The following is a 17,699-nucleotide window of genomic DNA, read 5'->3' on the forward strand; positions in this document are numbered from 1 at the left end:
CGTAATATTGGTGACTGGTGATAAGAGAAAGGGGACACGCTCATGGAAAATAAAAGTACATATCCCGGGAACACTGATAAGGAACAAGATAAAAAGAAAACACAGAATAGAGCCGCTGTTCTAATGCTTCAAGGGACCGCATCGGATGTTGGAAAGAGCATTGTGACAACGGCGCTGTGCCGCCTTTTTTTACAAGATGGATATCAACCAGCTCCTTATAAATCGCAAAATATGGCGCTTAATTCTTATGTCACCCTGGATGGGAAGGAAATTGGAAGAGCGCAGGGAGTACAAGCAGAAGCTTGCGGTTTGCCAGCGACAACCGATATGAATCCAATCTTGATTAAGCCGATTAAAGATATGCATTCTCAGATTGTCGTCCATGGGGTACCGAAGATGCAGATGAGCGCGATGGACTATAGAAATCACTTTTTACCGCAAGCGAAAACCATTGTCCTTGATGCCCTTGATCGTCTGCGGGAACAATATGATATTGTGCTGATGGAGGGGGCAGGAAGTCCTGCGGAGATAAACCTGAAAGACAGAGATATTGTGAATATGAATTTGGCAGGCTGGACAGATGCACCTGTTCTGTTGATATCGGATATTGACCGCGGTGGTGTATTTGCTTCGCTAGTAGGGACACTGGAGTTGCTTGAACCGCACGAGCGGGCAAGGGTAAAAGGCTTTATTATTAACAAGTTCCGCGGAGATCTTGCGCTGTTGCAACCAGGGCTGGATTGGCTTACGAAGCGGACCGGAATTCCTGTGCTCGGGGTGCTGCCGTATATTCCAGAACTGCGTATTGAAGCTGAGGATTCAGTTGTGCTCGATGAACTGCAGTATCGCAGACAAAAAGAGAAAGAAATGGATATCGTCGTCATTCGGTATCCCCGAATTTCTAATTTTACTGATTTTGATGCACTGGGCTGGGAGCCTGATGTGGTTGTGCGCTATGTCAGTAATGCCGATGACCTTGGTCAGCCTGATGTTATTATACTGCCGGGTACAAAGGATACCATCAGCGATCTGACCTTTCTTAGAGAAAGAGGATTAGACCGTGCGATTAAAGGGAAATGGCACGAACGAGAGGTTCAGCTTGTGGGGATTTGCGGCGGATACCAGATGCTGGGGGAGAGATTGTTTGATCCTAATGCTGTTGAGAGTGAAACAAAGCATGCAGAAGGACTCGGACTACTGCCGCTTATCACTACCTTCGCTAAGGAGAAAAGAACGGTTCGAGTGAAAGGTACGGCTGCGAAGGAGTGTCCACTCCGAGTGGATAAGAACAAGGAAACAGGACTTACGGTAGACGCATATGAAATCCATATGGGAATCACAGAAATTGATGAGTCAGCTAGGTTACGAAGTGAAGACTACAGACCGTTATTTGTTCTGAATACAGAAACAAAAGAAGCAGAGGCAGATCCTTCTGCAGAAGGAATAAAGAAGGTACACTTGGAAGGGTGCGGAGCCGCAGATGGAAAAGTGTGGGGAACCTATCTGCATGGTCTCTTTGATAATGATGAATTCAGGCGTACATGGCTTGATGGACTCCGCTTACAGAAAGGACTTCCACCCATTAGTGAAACTTTTCAAGCGGCTGTATACAAGACACAAGAGTTTGACCGGGTAGCGGAGATTGTCCGTAACCACCTTGATCTGGATCAAATATATGAAATAGCAGGATTGCCCAAAAAAACACATGACATAACATGAGTTTCTGAAGCAAAGACTAAAGTTTGGAGAGAACGATGAAAAGAGCGGCGATGATCCAGAAGTATATCTCTCTGGGAAGCGCGGCTTTTTTATCGTTGACCATCCTTAAGCCCTAGATTCGGGTGAAATAGTCAAGGAATAGATGGTTTTGTAAAATTAATAATATGGTATATCCTGGATTTTATGCCGCCTGATTAACCTAGAATTAATAGGAATGATTCGAGAAAAAACGTGAAATTGCGCTGTTGTTGAGCCGTTTATGTTCTATTTTAATAAAAGTCTACCTGTTTAATTGGTTTTATGATATAGTATGGATTATTATTAAAAGTCAACCTAGACGCAAAGACCTAGATTATGCAGATGCCATTCTTTTATTTGTTTTCCCTATTGGATTAATGGGGTATATATAGGTGATATATGACAGAAGCAATAACCGAGTCTGAACGTTAGAGTTCATTAGATGATGTGGAGGGAAATAGTTATCATGGAAACGTTGCAGATTATTATCAACGTGGCAGTGATGTTGGTTCTTGTCGGCATCCTGTATCGCATGCAAAAGAAACATGTTTCTTTTACGAAGCGAGTATTCACCGGTCTCGGACTAGGTCTGGTATTCGGAATTCTGCTTCAAGTTATATATGGGGCTACAACAGGTGTAGTGAAAACGAGTGTTGACTGGTTTAGTATTATTGGGTCTGGTTATGTAGGGCTCTTGCAGATGATTGTTACTCCGCTGATTATGGTATCGATTATTTCGGCGATCATGAATCTGAAAGGCAATCAGAACATCGGGAAAATGAGTGGTTCTATCATCGGAACACTCCTGATCACGACAGCAATCGCAGCAACGATCGGTATTGGAGTTACTCAGATGTTTGGTCTTGAGGCTATTCAAATCGAAAGTGGTGAAGCAGAACAAGCGAGAGCAGATCGCCTCGAACAGCAGCTTGGTGATGTTCAAGATTTGACCATTCCTCAGCAGGTACTGGAATTCATTCCTACTAATCCTTTTGCTGATATGACGGGTGAACGCCGTACTTCAACCATTGCAGTTGTTATTTTCTCTGCTTTTGTAGGCGCAGCAGTTCTTGGACTGGATCGTAAGAAACCAGAACAAGCAGATACATTCCGTAAACTTGTTAATTCGTTATACGCGGTTGTTATGCGAATTGTTACGTTGGTATTAAGACTGACACCATACGGAATCTTGGCGCTGATAACCAAGGTCACGGCAACAACGGATGCCCAGGAGATTCTAAAGCTCGGGGAATTCGTAATCGCATCCTATGTAGCGCTTGCTCTAATGTTTATTGTTCATTTGATTCTCGTTACTGTATTCGGCTTTAATCCGATTGCTTATGCTAAAAAAGTTATTTCGACTTTAGTTTTTGCCTTTACTTCTCGTTCGAGTGCAGCATCCATTCCACTCAATATTGAAACACAAACGAAGAAGCTTGGAGTTTCCCAAGGGATCGCTAACTTGTCAGCTTCGTTTGGTGCAACCATTGGTCAGAACGGATGCGCAGGGATTTATCCCGCCATGCTGGCTGTAATGATTGCTCCTACCGTTGGAGTAACAATGGATTGGCAGTTCTACGTTACACTAGTACTCGTTGTTATGATTAGTTCCTTCGGTGTTGCCGGTGTCGGCGGCGGAGCTACTTTTGCTTCTCTTATCGTGCTTTCCACGATGAACCTTCCTGTCGGTCTTGCCGGTCTTTTGATTTCGGTAGAGCCACTGATTGATATGGGACGTACGGCACTTAATGTCAACGGTTCGATGACAGCGGGTCTTATATCCAGTAAGATGCTGAAAGAAAACGATCAAGAAATTTTCGATAAAGCGAACTTTGATTTGGATTCAGCACACGAAGGGTAAGCTGTTTCTAGTAAAATAAACCTGAAAAGGTGCCTCTTTTTATGAGCATGATACTCGTAAAAAGGGGCACCTTTTTCATTTTCTATATATAACAGCTGAGTCTAGCTTAGTGTATATTTACAGATTAGCCGAGAATCTGCAGTTCTTTCGGGAAGCTTGTTAACAGTTCTACACCATCTGCAGTCACAATAACCTCATCTTCAATCCGGACACCGCCGAGACCTGGGATATAAATACCTGGTTCGATCGTAAAGGCCATTCCTTCGGTTAACAATTCCTGATTCGCACCATGGACAGAAGGATATTCATGTACATCAATACCAAGACCATGTCCAAGACGGTGGAGGAATCGATCCCCGTAACCGGCATCAATTGTTACTTGTCTAGCAGCCAAATCTACCGAAGCTAAAGTTGCACCTGGTTTTACACTTTCAATTCCTTTTAGATTAGCTCCTAGTACCGTGTTATATACCTTAGTAAGTTCAGGAGATAATTCTCCAAAAGCAAAGGTACGGGTAATATCAGAAGCATAACCATTGACATATACGCCCATATCAAACATCAGCAGGTCACCGTAAGCAAGTTTACGAGTGCCGGGTACACCATGAGGGAGTGCAGTGTTTGGTCCGCTGAGAACCATCGTATCAAAAGAAGGACCGGAAGCGCCGAGTTTCTTCATTTGATATTCCATTTCAGCAACAAGTTCAACCTCGGTCACGCCTTCTTTCACGTGAGTGAGTCCTCTGCGAAGCACTTCTTCAATCATATTCGCTGCAACTTTCATTCTTTCTACTTCGTGAGGTGCTTTACGAACACGCAGTTCACGAAGAAGAGGACCGATATCCACAAAATTTTTGGCTTCCGCATATTGAACAAGTTCTTCATATCTGGACAAAGATAGATGATCTTTCTCAATTCCAAAACTGTTCATCGTACGAGGAAGGTGTTTTTTTAAGATATGATAAGGGTTATCTGTATCTTGATGAGTGACGATATTCTTTACAGTAGAAGCCGCTGAAGCTGCTTCTTCATCAAGGCTCGGTACAATTAAAGTGGGCTCTTCCCCTTGTACCAGAACAAGACCAAGGAAACGTTCATGAGGGTCGCTTGCAAATCCAGTCAGGTAGTATACATGTTTTGGATCGGTAATGAGAACGCCGTCTAGTGCATGAGTGGTTATCGCTTGATTCAGTAATGAGATAGGTTGTTTTGTCATTATTCGTTACCGCCTTTTCTTTCAGTATCAATATCTATTATAAAGCTTCTCTACAAAAATCCCAAAAGAGAGAAAAATAAATAAATCGATTCCTTGTAATTCTATCATAGACCTCTTGTTACATGAATTGTATTGCTTGATCACTTGTTTTCTTTTGTGGTTCGTTTCTTGTATGATAATAGTAAGGCATGTCTGTTTCCACCCGAAAGGATGAATGGAATGAATACAAAAATAGCAATAGTCACCGGTGCGAATTCAGGAATGGGACTAGCCACTTCTATGGAACTCGCGTTACAGGGATACCATGTTGTGATGGCCTGCAGAAATGAGGAAAGAGGACGTATAGCTCTAAAAGAAGCGATCACGGCCACAGGGTCAAAACAGATCGAACTCATGAAGCTGGATCTAGGATCTTTACATAGTATAAGAAGTTTTGTCTCGGAGTTTACAGCCACCCACCCAAAACTCGATGTTCTTATTAATAATGCAGGTGTTATCTGTTTAAGAAGAGAAGAGACTTCGGATGGATTTGAAATGACACTCGGCGTGAATCATCTAGGACATTATTTATTAACCCGACTATTGATTCCTTCTCTTAAGGCAGCCGCAGAAGCCCGGATTATTAACGTTTCTTCAGGCGCTTATAAAGCAGGGAAGATTCACCGGGAGGACCCCAATTTGAAGAAGCGTTATCATGTGATTAAAAGTTATTCACAATCGAAGCTCGCAAACATATTGTTTACGAGAGAGCTTGCTGAGCGCCTTCAAGGGACGAATATAACCGTAAATGCATTGCATCCTGGAGCGGTTGGAACGAATATAGGAATTAATCGTACAACTGGATTTGGAACAGCCATTATGGCGATGGTGCGAAAAATCCCTTCATTCCTTACACCAGAGGAGGGGGCAAGAACAGCGATTTATCTGGCGGTTCATCCTGAAGTAAAAGGGATCACAGGAGAATATTTTTATGAACAAGAAATTCAGGAACTAAAACCGAATGCTCTGGATAAAGATACAGCCGCTTTTTTATGGAACTGGAGTGCAAGGCAGACGGGACTACCTATTGAGATAGAGTGAAGCGATTAACTAGGGTTGGTACCTAATGGAATCAAGCCGATTTTCGTATGGATCACTCACAGGTGATTCTGATAATCTAGGAATTATTATCCAAAGGATGAGATGATAAGGTGTAAGATACTAGACCTGGGGGAGACAACACTTGAAGGAACCAATGATTGAATTTAGTTATGCACAGCGGGATGATCTACCTGATATTGTTGCGATTTATAACTCTACGATTGCGGGGCGTATGGTGACAGCAGATTTGGAACCCGTTACGGTAGAGAGCCGCATTCCGTGGTTTGAAGAACATACGCCCGATAAGCGCCCCCTATGGGTCATGAGGGTGGACGGCCAGATTGCAGGTTGGGTAAGTCTGAGTTCCTTCTATGGAAGACCAGCCTATGATGGTACAGTGGAAGTCAGTGTTTATGTGAGTGAAGCTTACCGGGGAACCGGTGCAGGAAGCAGGCTCATGGAAAAAATCATTCAAGATTGTTCACGTCTTCAGGTGACGACCTTGCTCGGATTTGTATTCGGACATAATGAACCCAGCCTGCGGTTATTGCAAAAGTTTGGGTTTGAACAATGGGGATACTATCCCGAAGTCGCTGTGCTTGATGGAAAAAAACGCGATCTTGCCATCCTTGGCAAGAAATTGGATGCTTAAATAAGAAAACTCGCTCTTTCAATTGAGAAAGGCGAGTTTTTTTGTTATGACTTTACTTTTCTTCGGAAGGCTTGGTTAAGCACTTCAGACAAAACCAGTCCAACAGCAATGGTTCCTGCAAGAATCAGGGCTTTTGCTGCGTGTTCTACTGCTGTAGAATAATCATTCTGTACAAAATAACGCATGGCATTATAAGAAAGACCGCCGGGGACGAGAGGAATAATACCCGCTACGCTAAAGATAATGACAGGTTGTTTGTATTTTCGAGCAAAAAACTGGCTCATAACACCAATGACTACCGTTGCGGCAAGTGTAGCGGAAACGGCTTGGTATCCCGGCTCGATTACAAAATAAATAAGCCAGCTCAGCATGCCAACCGTTCCGCATGGAATGAGCATATTTCTGGGCGCGTTAAAAATCAGGCCGAATAGGAGAGAGGCAATAAAACTGGTAAGCCCCTGTTCGATGATCGGAATTAGCATAACACCTGAATACCTCAGCTTTCTTTTCATCACAGATTAATAAAATAATATGAACAATAACGCCTTGGTTTACATTAAGGTAAATACCACCGCAACCCCTGCCCCAATAGCAAAGGCGGTTAAAAAGGCATCTGCCCCTTTGGACAATCCCGATACGAGATGGCCTGCCATCAGATCCCGAATTGCATTGGTAATAGCAAGACCCGGAACAAGCGGCATGACAGAGCCAATAATGATCTTGTCTAGCTCTTTACCCGCTCCGATATAGACGAGAAACAGGGATAACAGTCCAATAATAAAGGAGGCAACGAACTCTGCAAAAAAGCGAACTTGTACAAGCCGCTGAAATAAACTTACGGCAGCATATCCTGCTCCTCCGCACAAAATGGCAGGTAAAAAATCAACCCATTGTCCTTGAAACATAATCGTGAAGCAGCCACTTGCTAGTGCAGCAGCAGCCGTTCGCATCGGGACACTAAATTGAACAGAAGAACATTCGATATCTTTTAATTTATGATAAGCTTCGGAAGGATTTAGCTCTTGATTTCCAATCATTCTGGAAACGTTGTTGACAGCTGACACCTTGTGAAGATCGGTCGTGCGTTCTGAAATTCGAATGATTTTGGCAGGACTGAGTGAATCCGTAGAGAAAAGAATTCCTGTCGGAGTTACATAACTATTTGAATGTGGCATTCCGTATGCGGAAGCAATTCGCATCATCGTATCCTCGACTCGGTAGGTTTCAGCCCCACTTTGAAGCATAATTTTTCCGGAAAGCAAACACACCTCGATAATTTTAGTCGTTATATCGTTCATGTCTGTCGTTATCGATGGTTCCACTTTGTCCAAAATCGTTCTCTCGCTTTCTTTATGTAGGTTTAATTACACATTGTATCATAATTTTTTCATTTTCCATAAGAAACCGAAAACTGCCAAAACGCCTGTATTCTTTGCAATACCGATGGTGGGGTATCGTGAAGAAAGCAGGCGCTATATACGTGCATTCATGGAATTTACGAATGATAAATGATCAATAATTTATGAGTTATGAATGATCAATATTATACAGTACACGAGCGAGAATATCCTGACTATAGTTCCCAAAATTTTTACCATAGAGAGTGAGTCCTCGTTTGTTCGTGTTTCCTTCTGTTACGGCAATTCGAAGAAGAATATCGCTCTTGTAATGAAGACCAATATGACTGAGTGTAACATCAGATATGCGGCAGCCATCTATAAAACTTCCTTCTTCATTAATTCGAATCAGCTTCAGCATGCCATATTGGTTCAGATGCGGCGGCCACCAATCTGGGTTAAATGTACCCTTTGTATCACCAAAATCGCCAGGACTTGTCCAGCAGCCGATCTCGATACCATTCACATAGAAGTAAATATCAGAAGGATAGTTATTATTAAAACCCGGTGCCTCGGAGCTCAGCTCCATGGAGAATTGAATTTCGCTGAAGGTTTCATTTGATTTCAAGTAGTTGGGAATCCGGTATTCCAAAAATCCTTCTGACAGCCAGATGAGTTCAGCATCAATTCGCATCGGATCAGCGAAATAACGAGGTTCATCGAAATCACCAACAATGCTGTCTTTTGTAGCTAGGCCGCAGGTAGGAACAGCATAGTAATTGCTGAAATGTCCAACTTTAACCTCTACCTCATAGCGGTTATGAACTTCTTGACTTCGAAGGTCCACCATTAGCTTATCTTCATTCAAATAACAGATCTTTTGAATTCCGTGTTTACCTACGGCCGTGTTGATATTAATAAGGCCGCTCTCCTCAAGCTTTTTGATATGCATCGTCACTGCTCCATTCGTAAGCTGAAGCCGATTCGCGATATCGTTAAGGTTGAGGCTTTGATGATGAGACAACATTTCTATAATTTGAATTCGAACTTCCGAACTAAGCGCTTTGAAGATGGGGACTCCAGACATTAAATCTTTTATATAGATCATGATAAAATCCTTTCCCGGCAATGAAAAAGACGGCATCTGCGGTCACACATTTCATTGCGAGTTTAGTTGAAATAACTTTAAAGAGACGAAAATCAATATAGTAGTAATCATACAATAGTTTGCTACATAAAAGAAATAACGGAAGAGCGTTATCCCCAAAGGGATAGATCGTTACAAAGCGGCTTACTTCACCATATTCTAATCGATGAAAAAGCTGGGAACAACCATTATTTTAAAAATAAAAATAAGGAAAAAATGCCCTTGTCAAAAAATGAAAACGCTTTTATAATCTGGGAAGCCTAAACTATTTTATATAAATGGAAAGTAAAATAGGTTAGTCCAATCATATGAAGGTGGTGTAATTATGAAAAAAGGCAAGAAATGGTTAGTTGCAGGTCTACTCGCAGGTTCGCTATTTGGTCTGAGCTCAACGGGTTTTGCTGCATTCTGGAATGTAACAGGAGATACGGGTGTTCATGATCCTAGTATCATCAAGGAAGGAAACAGTTGGTATACTTTTTCTACAGGTCAAGGGATTCAAGTGTTGAAATCGGATAATGGAACTCAGTGGTACCGGGTTCCGCAGATTTTCTTAACTCCGCCTTCGTGGTGGAAAACCTATGTCCCGAAACAGACTACGAATGACGTATGGGCTCCAGATATTCAGGAGTACAACGGCAGAGTATGGCTCTACTATTCCATTTCTTCCTTTGGTTCTAATCAGTCAGCAATCGGACTAGCTTCTGCATCAAGCATAGGTGCAGGGCAGTGGAGAGATGATGGACTTGTCCTTAGAACAACAACCTCTAACAATTATAACGCAATTGATCCGAACTTGGTTATCGATGCTTCCGGTGACCCTTGGCTGGTGTTCGGTTCTTACTGGAGTGGAATTAAGCTGACGAAGATTGACAAGAATACGATGAAGCCAACAGGCAGCATCACATCCATTGCAGCAAGACCTTCGAACTCCGGAGCGATTGAGGGACCGAGTATGGTATACCGAAACGGATATTATTATCTTTTTGCTTCCATCGACAGCTGTTGCCAGGGTGTGAATAGTACGTACAAGATTGTATACGGTCGTTCCAAGAATATTACCGGTCCATTTGTTGATAAGAATGGTGTCGATATGCTGAATGGCGGTGGAACGATCCTTGATACGGGAAACGATAAATGGAAAGGTCCAGGCGGACAAGACATTTACGGCACGAACATCATCGCAAGGCATGCTTACGATGCAGAAGACAATGGGAATCCTAAACTGCTGATTAGTGATCTGAACTGGGACTCGAATGGATGGCCGAAATACTAAAATTCACTGTTTTTTATGCTTGTGTTTATATTTATTTAAAATGATTTAAAAAAACGTTGAACAGTCTTCTAATATTTGTTACATTATAAAAACAAACAAAGTGATTTATACATTGTTATATTTTTATAGGAACTAGTAGTGCTAGGCCTACCTGAGCGCTTGTAAGGTGCCTTCTCCACGAGACCAATGTATACGTTTACAGCAGTTAAGGGAGAAGGCTTTTTTAAGATATGGGGAAGAGAACTCTGTGATTCGTGTCCGCTTCCTTATATCTCAAGAAATAACCTTATAAGATGGTATACACAATATTTACGAGGAGAGATATAAACTATGAGTTTACAACAGAATCCTATGCAGTGGAACAACCCAGTCGTGGCCCAGCGTGCAGATCCTTGGGTATACTTGCACGAGGATGGTTATTACTATTTTACAGGTTCCGTTCCTTCCTATGACCGAATTGAAGTACGACGTGCAAGAACACTAGCGGAGCTAGCAGGAGCAGAACCTGTTGTCGCATGGAGAAAATATGAAGCAGGACCGATGAGCAAAAATATTTGGGCACCCGAAATCCATTATATTGATGGAAAATGGTATATCTATTTTGCAGCAGGTCAAGCGAGAGAAGGAGAAGTGGATCACTCTTTCCGTCACCGGATGTACGTTCTTGAGAACGAATCTCCAAATCCACTTGAAGGAACATGGGTAGAGAAGGGGCAGGTTATGACCGAGTGGGATAGCTTCGCACTGGATGCTACGACTTTCGAACATCGAGGTAAACTATACTACGTATGGGCACAACAAGATCCTAATATTAAAGGGAATTCTAACCTCTACATATCTGAAATGGAAAATCCATGGACGCTTAAAGGCAAGCAAACCATGATTACTACACCGGAATACGACTGGGAAGTCATTGGGTTTCTAGTGAATGAGGGCGCAGCTGTACTGAAGAAGAATGGTAAAATATTTATCAGCTATTCAGCCAGCGCTACAGATCATAACTACAAGATGGGTCTTCTCACTGCTTCTGAAGATGCAGACCTGCTCGATCCAGCTTCTTGGATCAAGAATAAGGAACCTGTCTTTGAAACGAGTGAGGCGAATGGACAATATGGCCCTGGCCACAATAGCTTCACTACGTCTCCAGATGGAGAGACGGATATTGTGATCTACCATTCAAGAACTTACAAAGAGACGATTGGTGACCCGCTGTATGATGGAAATCGTCATGCAAGAGCACAAATTATCACTTGGAACGAAGACGGTACGCCTAATTTTGGTACACCTGTTGCAGATGGTCCTATTTCTCTACAACAAAAAGAGCTTGTTAAAGGGTAACACAGAAGATACACATGATAAAAAGAGGACTCTTATCCGAGCACATCGGACGAGAGTCCTCTTCATTATATTCTAAAGAGACGTTTATAGCTTAGGTACCACGAGATCTGTGCCATATACAGCCACCCACTGGTTCATAACATTCCACCCGCCATCTTTATAAGTAAGAACATTCTGAACATATCCGAACCGATCTGCATTATACTGCCCCATAATTCCTTGGAAGATAAGAAGTTCGTAAACTCCATTCTGATTAAAATCCACTGGATATACCCCGCTTACGGGCAAGACGTCGCCTTGCAGAGGCTGCTTCAGCTTGCCATTCTCGTTATAAATATCCGATAAGTAGTCACTTCCGCGGGAGGAGATATCAATAAGATACGATTGCCGGTTATTTAAGCTCGTTACTCGCACCCGGTAATAATCAAGATACTCTACGGTATATTTCTGCTCTTCGTTATATGGATTGGTATCAAAAAGAGTACGGAGCACTGCCTCTTTATAAGTATAGAGGAAGTTATATGTCATCGCCCCCGAACCTCCGGATTGAATGGAGATAAATAGATCCGGTATTCCATCCCCTGTAAAATCTCCAGCAAAGAGAGTAGGGCTGTAACCGGACTTTTCCGGGAGAGGAAAAGAAGCTTCTGCTCCCGTACTGCCATTACGAATCACGAGAGTAATATCCGTTACATATTCGCTGTCAGGTGCACTTTTATTCCAAGCAAGCTTTGCTGTATCTACGGTACCATCCCCGGTAAAGTCACCTGTAACGATCGGAGATTCATGCTCATATGGAGCACGCTTGTTACGAGCGTTTTGAAGAACGTAAGTATAGGTGGCATACGGAGAAAATACGGCTTGACTGCAGGGCTGAAGACCTGCGCGATAGCATTGTGTGGGTGCGTAGAAGTATGGATTAGGATGTATCATCATATAGAGGATCCTCCATCTTTTTTACAACAGCCTATGTTCGAACTTCATGATGGGTGAGTGCCCTGGTGATTCAAATGTTTTTACCGTCATATATAGAAATTTAAACAACTTTAAAGAGCCTTACTACACACAAAATTGTAGCAAGGCTCTTATATTTTTATAACATCATTAAACAACTTTATAGTTTACAAGTTGCAAGTAATAACCATTGGGTGTTCTTGATACATGATCATTTTGGACTGGATATCGCAGACAAGTATTTGACAGTGAAATATCTAATTTTGCATAAGAGATATCTGTTAATGATGATCTTTCTTCGTAATATCAAGTGATTTGGGAATTAGAATGAAGAGAATGACTGCTACGATCATCATTATAATTCCACCTAATAGGGCTGTTATTACAAAAGAGTCGTTAAACGCAGCAGTAGCTTCCGTAGCAAGCTTAGTAAAGCCCGTTATCTTAGCGACTTCAACAGCACCTACTACGGATTCGTTAGCGATATGAGCTAATTCATCAACAATTCCATGAGATGAAAATGCTTCAATATCTAAATAGGAGCGATAAAACTGTGATGCAAGACTCCCAAGAACAGCTACACCAAATACGTTGCCAAGATCATACATGGATTCTTCAATTGCAGCAGCATTTCCTGCTTTTTCTGTTGGCGTTTCTAACATGATGAGAGCAGAAGCAACCGCTAACGAAGCAGTACCAGCTCCGACTAATATTAGTGCTACAGCTAAGGTTGGATATGTTAACGGATGTCCGAAGAAATACATAATGAACATACCAATAGCTGCAATCGCAATTCCAATGGGTAGTACAATTTTTGCACCTAGACGTGCGGCTAATCCCGGAGCGATTGGAGCGAAAACCATGGCTCCTGCTGCCATTGGTAACAGATAGAATCCTGCTTTAAATGGTGAAAGTCCTTCAACCACTTGTAACCATTGGGCAACTAAAAAGAGGACAGAAGCCATTGCAAACATAGTCATTAGTGCCGCAATCGTTCCAGCTGCGAAAGGACGACTATTAAATAGCCTTACATCAAGCATTGGATCCGTACTTGTTAAATTACGTCTCACAAACAATATGAGCATAACGATGGCAACTACAATAATAATCCATGGTATGAATTCAGAAATCCCTTGTTTTGAAAATTCTTTAATACTCCAAACAAGTGCAATGATACCTCCGACGGATAAAAAAGTAGACGGTATATCCCAGCGATGAGCTTGTGATTTTGATACGCGTGATTCAGGTAATAAGAATAGACCAGCTACGATAGCCATTAAAGCGAATGGAACATTAATTAAAAAGGCTGAATGCCATGAAAACTTTTCAAGTAAAGCTCCTCCGATAATTGGGCCAAATACAGCACCCACAGAAGAAACAATCGACCATACAGCCAGTGCTGTTGCTCTTTCTTTAGGATTTTCAAAGATTACACGAATCATAGAAAGTGTCGTTGGCATGATTAGAGCCCCAGCAATTCCGAGAAGAAATCGAATAGCGATTACATATGATGCACTTTCGGCAAAAAATATGAGTAAAGATACTAAGCCGAATAGAGCAAAACCAGTTATTAAAGCTTTTTTACGTCCCCATTTATCGGCTAGAGCCGTCATAGGAATAATAAAACCCGCTAAAATGAGTGAATAGATATCAACAATCCATAACTGCTGAGTAGAAGTGGGATTTAAATCTCTCACAAGGTCAGGTAAAGCCATAATAAGAATCGTCATATCCATCATAACAACGAATAAGCTAGCTGCAAGAACGATTAAAGCAGTCCACCTCTGCTTTGTTGTCATCATATCTGACGTTTTTGAAAAAAATGAAGCCATCTGATTGCTCTCCTTTTCATCATCATTTTTACAAACCGACCGTACGGTCTATGAAAGGAGTATATCTAATAAAAGTAGTTTATTCAAGTGGAAATTTGCGTGGTTTATTTTAAATTTAAACGGATAAACAGTAGGATAAGCCCTAGAAACGAATTGTTTTTGTTTGTGCTATAATGAATAACAATGTTAATCTCTTCACAGTAGGAGTGGAAAATTTGAGAGAAAAGATACTACAGGTGGCAAAAGAGCTATTTATTAAAAATGGTTATAATGCTACTACAACTGGGGATATTGTGAAATATGCTGGCAGCAGTAAAGGAAATTTATATTATCATTTTAAAACAAAAGAAAATCTCTTTTTGGAAATTATAAATATGGAAGATGAAAAGTGGTTTGCAGAATGGCACGAGGAAGAGAAAAAGTGTCAGAGCAATAGAGAAAAGTTTTATCTATTTAATGAATTATCGATTACAACGGATGCCTACTATCCTTTGCAAACAGCTATTACGGAATTTCAATCTAGAGAACATGAATCAAAACATATTGAGGAAAAAATAAAAGAATTTGAACAGCGATATGTGGAGATATACTTAGATATTTTTAGTGCTGGAAATAGAGAAAATGAATGGCATATTCAAGATGTTGAATATGCTGCTCAGATTGCAGCTGCCACAGTCAGTGGAATTATTACTTATAATCCAAAGATCGATAAGAACAAGAGGATGGAGCTTATGAAGCGCTTTTCTCACATATTTTTAAAAGGCGTTGAATGAAACGAATCTAAATTATAGGAGCTAAGCTCATGAAGAAAATTCTGCTTTTATGCATAATGATGATCTTTGTGACAGGATGCACGAAAGTTAATCCAGAAGAGGCAGCAAATCATATTTTAAAAGATCAAGAAAATGGTGTTTCCGTTATCGTTTTCACAAGCAAACCGTGGGAAGACTCTTATAGAGAATCATTACAAAAAAATATAGATTACATCAATAATAATCTTAAAAAGGATGAGCCCATTTTACATGTTTCGTTTATAAATGTTGAACAAGATGAGCGATATGACTACAAAACGTTATTTGAATTAAAAACAGATCCCCAAATCTTACTCTTTGAGAATGATGAAATTAAGCTGAGAACGAATGATCCGGATGAGCTTGTTCCGTATTACGAAAATGAGTCAATAGGAAAATAAGCGGCATATAAAATAGAAAAAGAGAGATCTCGGAATTGGAAATTTTCCCGGGTCTCTCTTTTTGTTTTATGAAAGTTTAAAGGAATGATTACACACCTGAATATGCATTAAAACCACCGTCTACCGGAATCACGGTTCCTGTCACAAAGCCAGCTGCATTCGGATCGGCAAGCCAGAGCAGAGTACCGAGTAAATCTTCGGGTTTACCAAATCTTCGCATCGGCGTATGGGAGATGATTTTGTTGGAGCGTTCAGTAAGGCTTCCGTCTTCGTTAAGTAACAGTTTTTCGTTCTGTTCAGTAAGATAGAATCCGGGCGCGATAGCATTCACACGAATGCCTGCTTCGGCAAGATGAACGGCGAGCCATTCCGTGAAATTGCTGATTGCCGCTTTGGCAGCACTGTACGCAGGAACTTTTGTCATAGGGGAGTAGGCACTCATGGAAGAGATATTAATAATACTTGTTCCTTCTTTGCCTAGCATTTGTTTGGTGAAAACTTGGCTAGGGATCAGCGTACCAACGATATTGAGATCAAACACACCTCGAAATCCTTCTACTTTCATATCAAAAAAAGAAACCGTATCTTGCTGGTTTACGTCTTCCTGCTTGAAAATCTCATTCGTAGTAATGGCTGTAGGGCGGTTTCCACCGGCACCATTAATGAGAATGTCGCAAAGACCGAGCTGTGAAGCCACTTGTTCTGCGGCTTCTACTACACTCGCTTCATTCGTTACATCACAAGCGATGGAGATTGCTGTCCCGCCGGATTCCGTAATAGACTGAGCGACTTCTACTCCTTTTTCGGCAGTCCGGTTCAGAATTGCTATTTTTGCTCCTTGTCTTGCTAATTCCTCAGCCATGACACGGCATAATACACCTGAACCTCCGGTAATGACAACAACTTTATCTTGGAGGGCAGTGTGATGGGGTTGCGGATGCATCGTACTCATACCTTGCTCACCTCTTTTTTGGAAGATTGGTTCTCTTGTACTCGGTTGTAGGCGTCCCATAGACCCCATAAGTACATAATACCGAGCGCACGATCGTAAAGTCCATATCCGGGCCGGCATTGTTCCTTCCAGATTTGTCTTCCATGGTCTGGACGAGCGTATCCGGTAAAACCGATGTCGTGATAGGCCTGGACAATGCCCGTAATATCTACTGTACCGTCTATTGTACGGTGAGAAGTTTCGATAAAGTCACCATTATCAAATACTCTGATATTCCGAATATGAGCAAAAGCGATGCGCTCTTTAAACTCGTAAATCATAGACACAATGTCATTCGCGGGATTCGCTCCAAGTGAACCGCTGCACAGCGTAATACTGTTGGCGGGGCTGTCATAAAGGGAGAGAAAACGTCTTATATTAGACTGGCTCGTAATGAGGCGCGGCAAACCAAAGATAGGCCAAGGCGGATCATCTGGATGAATTGCCATTCGAATCCCATGGGCCTCTGCTACCGGTATAATCTCCTCAAGAAAATAGGAAAGGTGATTCCATAAATCTTCTTCCGTTACGTTCCGGTAAGCTTCGAACAGGTCTGTTAAATGGGCAAGCCGTTCCGGTTCCCATCCAGGCATGGTGAGCGTCGTATCTTGCGTAATCTGTCCTACAAGATCAAAGGGATCTAGTCCTTCAATTCTTGCTTTTTCATAGAATAGAGCAGTGGAACCGTCAGGTCCTGCTTTGAACAAATCAGTTCGCAACCAGTCAAAAACGGGCATGAAGTTATAACATATAACTTTCACACCAACTTGAGCGAGCTGTACGATCGTTTTCTTGTAATTCTCAATGTAAAGGTCACGAGAAGGAAGTCCAAGTTTAATATCCTCATGGATGTTTACGCTTTCAACAACCTCTAAATGAAGACCGAACTCATCAGCCTGAGATTTGATTTCCTCGATCCGTTCCATAGGCCATTCTTCACCAACGGGGATGTCATGCAGGGCCCATACAATACCTTCTACACCAGGGATTTGTCTGATTTGCTCAAGCGATACGGTATCATTGCCGAGACCAAAATAACGGAATACCATTTTCATTCCGAAGCAGCCACCTTTCTTCAAGTGCATG

Annotated in this window: 16 protein-coding genes; 8 read left to right on the forward strand and 8 right to left on the reverse strand. The window is 41.8% G+C overall.

All coding sequences use genetic code 11. The features are described 5' to 3' along the window. Window positions 1-123 precede the first annotated feature (123 nt). Complete coding sequence (locus PV403_RS01115; protein ID WP_332083778.1) at window positions 124-1,719, forward strand: cobyric acid synthase; 1,596 nt, start codon at window positions 124-126, stop codon at window positions 1,717-1,719. Window positions 1,720-2,203: 484 nt separating this feature from the next. Continuing rightward, a complete protein-coding gene (locus PV403_RS01120; RefSeq protein ID WP_332083323.1) occupies window positions 2,204-3,598 on the forward strand; it encodes an L-cystine transporter in 1,395 nt (464 codons plus the stop codon). 124 nt (window positions 3,599-3,722) lie between these two features. On the opposite strand, the gene PV403_RS01125 is transcribed toward PV403_RS01120, so the two are convergent. Next, window positions 3,723-4,814, reverse strand: a complete 1,092-nt coding sequence (locus PV403_RS01125; RefSeq protein WP_213533421.1) for a M24 family metallopeptidase — start codon at window positions 4,812-4,814, stop codon at window positions 3,723-3,725. A 219-nt stretch (window positions 4,815-5,033) separates the two neighbouring features. On the opposite strand from PV403_RS01125, the gene PV403_RS01130 reads away from it, so the two are divergent. Together PV403_RS01130 and PV403_RS01135 are read left to right on the forward strand one after the other, a co-directional pair. Next, complete coding sequence (locus tag PV403_RS01130; protein ID WP_213533419.1) at window positions 5,034-5,894, forward strand: SDR family oxidoreductase; 861 nt, start codon at window positions 5,034-5,036, stop codon at window positions 5,892-5,894. A 154-nt stretch (window positions 5,895-6,048) separates the two neighbouring features. Next, a complete protein-coding gene (locus PV403_RS01135; RefSeq protein ID WP_213533551.1) occupies window positions 6,049-6,546 on the forward strand; it encodes a GNAT family N-acetyltransferase in 498 nt (165 codons plus the stop codon). Window positions 6,547-6,590: 44 nt separating this feature from the next. Here the strand turns inward: PV403_RS01135 and PV403_RS01140 are convergent, their stop codons facing one another. The 3 genes from PV403_RS01140 to PV403_RS01150 form a co-directional block, all read right to left on the reverse strand. Further along, entirely contained in the window at window positions 6,591-7,028 is a 438-nt protein-coding gene (locus tag PV403_RS01140; protein WP_332083324.1) for a threonine/serine exporter family protein, read from the reverse strand. Between the two features lie 69 nt (window positions 7,029-7,097). Continuing rightward, complete coding sequence (locus PV403_RS01145) at window positions 7,098-7,844, reverse strand: threonine/serine exporter family protein (RefSeq protein ID WP_213533547.1); 747 nt, start codon at window positions 7,842-7,844, stop codon at window positions 7,098-7,100. 229 nt (window positions 7,845-8,073) lie between these two features. Next, entirely contained in the window at window positions 8,074-8,991 is a 918-nt protein-coding gene (locus PV403_RS01150; RefSeq protein ID WP_191797318.1) for an ArsR/SmtB family transcription factor, read from the reverse strand. Window positions 8,992-9,355: 364 nt separating this feature from the next. On the opposite strand from PV403_RS01150, the gene PV403_RS01155 reads away from it, so the two are divergent. After that, window positions 9,356-10,306, forward strand: a complete 951-nt coding sequence (locus PV403_RS01155) for a glycoside hydrolase family 43 protein (RefSeq protein ID WP_213533417.1) — start codon at window positions 9,356-9,358, stop codon at window positions 10,304-10,306. Between the two features lie 330 nt (window positions 10,307-10,636). Then, a complete protein-coding gene (locus tag PV403_RS01160) occupies window positions 10,637-11,644 on the forward strand; it encodes a glycoside hydrolase family 43 protein (RefSeq protein WP_213533415.1) in 1,008 nt (335 codons plus the stop codon). Between the two features lie 84 nt (window positions 11,645-11,728). Here the strand turns inward: PV403_RS01160 and PV403_RS01165 are convergent, their stop codons facing one another. After that, window positions 11,729-12,580: an FG-GAP repeat domain-containing protein gene (locus PV403_RS01165; RefSeq protein WP_213533413.1), complete on the reverse strand. Its 852-nt coding sequence runs from the start codon at window positions 12,578-12,580 to the stop codon at window positions 11,729-11,731. Window positions 12,581-12,879: 299 nt separating this feature from the next. Continuing rightward, entirely contained in the window at window positions 12,880-14,430 is a 1,551-nt protein-coding gene (gene qac / locus PV403_RS01170) for a QacA/B family quaternary ammonium compound efflux MFS transporter (RefSeq protein WP_213533411.1), read from the reverse strand. A 215-nt stretch (window positions 14,431-14,645) separates the two neighbouring features. Between qac and PV403_RS01175 the strand changes: the two genes are divergently transcribed. Together PV403_RS01175 and PV403_RS01180 are read left to right on the forward strand one after the other, a co-directional pair. After that, window positions 14,646-15,203 (forward strand): TetR/AcrR family transcriptional regulator, encoded by a 558-nt coding sequence (locus PV403_RS01175; protein WP_306433094.1) that lies wholly within the window; start codon window positions 14,646-14,648, stop codon window positions 15,201-15,203. A 29-nt stretch (window positions 15,204-15,232) separates the two neighbouring features. Further along, on the forward strand, window positions 15,233-15,622 hold the full coding sequence (locus PV403_RS01180; protein ID WP_213533407.1) for a hypothetical protein: 390 nt from the start codon (window positions 15,233-15,235) through the stop codon (window positions 15,620-15,622). A gap of 88 nt (window positions 15,623-15,710) precedes the next feature. Here PV403_RS01180 and PV403_RS01185 read toward each other — a convergent pair whose 3' ends face one another. Beyond that, window positions 15,711-16,565 (reverse strand): SDR family oxidoreductase, encoded by an 855-nt coding sequence (locus tag PV403_RS01185; RefSeq protein WP_213533545.1) that lies wholly within the window; start codon window positions 16,563-16,565, stop codon window positions 15,711-15,713. Window positions 16,566-16,570: 5 nt separating this feature from the next. Then, on the reverse strand, window positions 16,571-17,668 hold the full coding sequence (gene uxuA, locus PV403_RS01190; protein ID WP_213533405.1) for a mannonate dehydratase: 1,098 nt from the start codon (window positions 17,666-17,668) through the stop codon (window positions 16,571-16,573). Between the last annotated feature and the right edge of the window lie 31 nt (window positions 17,669-17,699).

It is taken from the genome of Paenibacillus sp. GYB006, from assembly GCF_036577645.1.
GTDB lineage: Bacteria > Bacillota > Bacilli > Paenibacillales > Paenibacillaceae > Paenibacillus.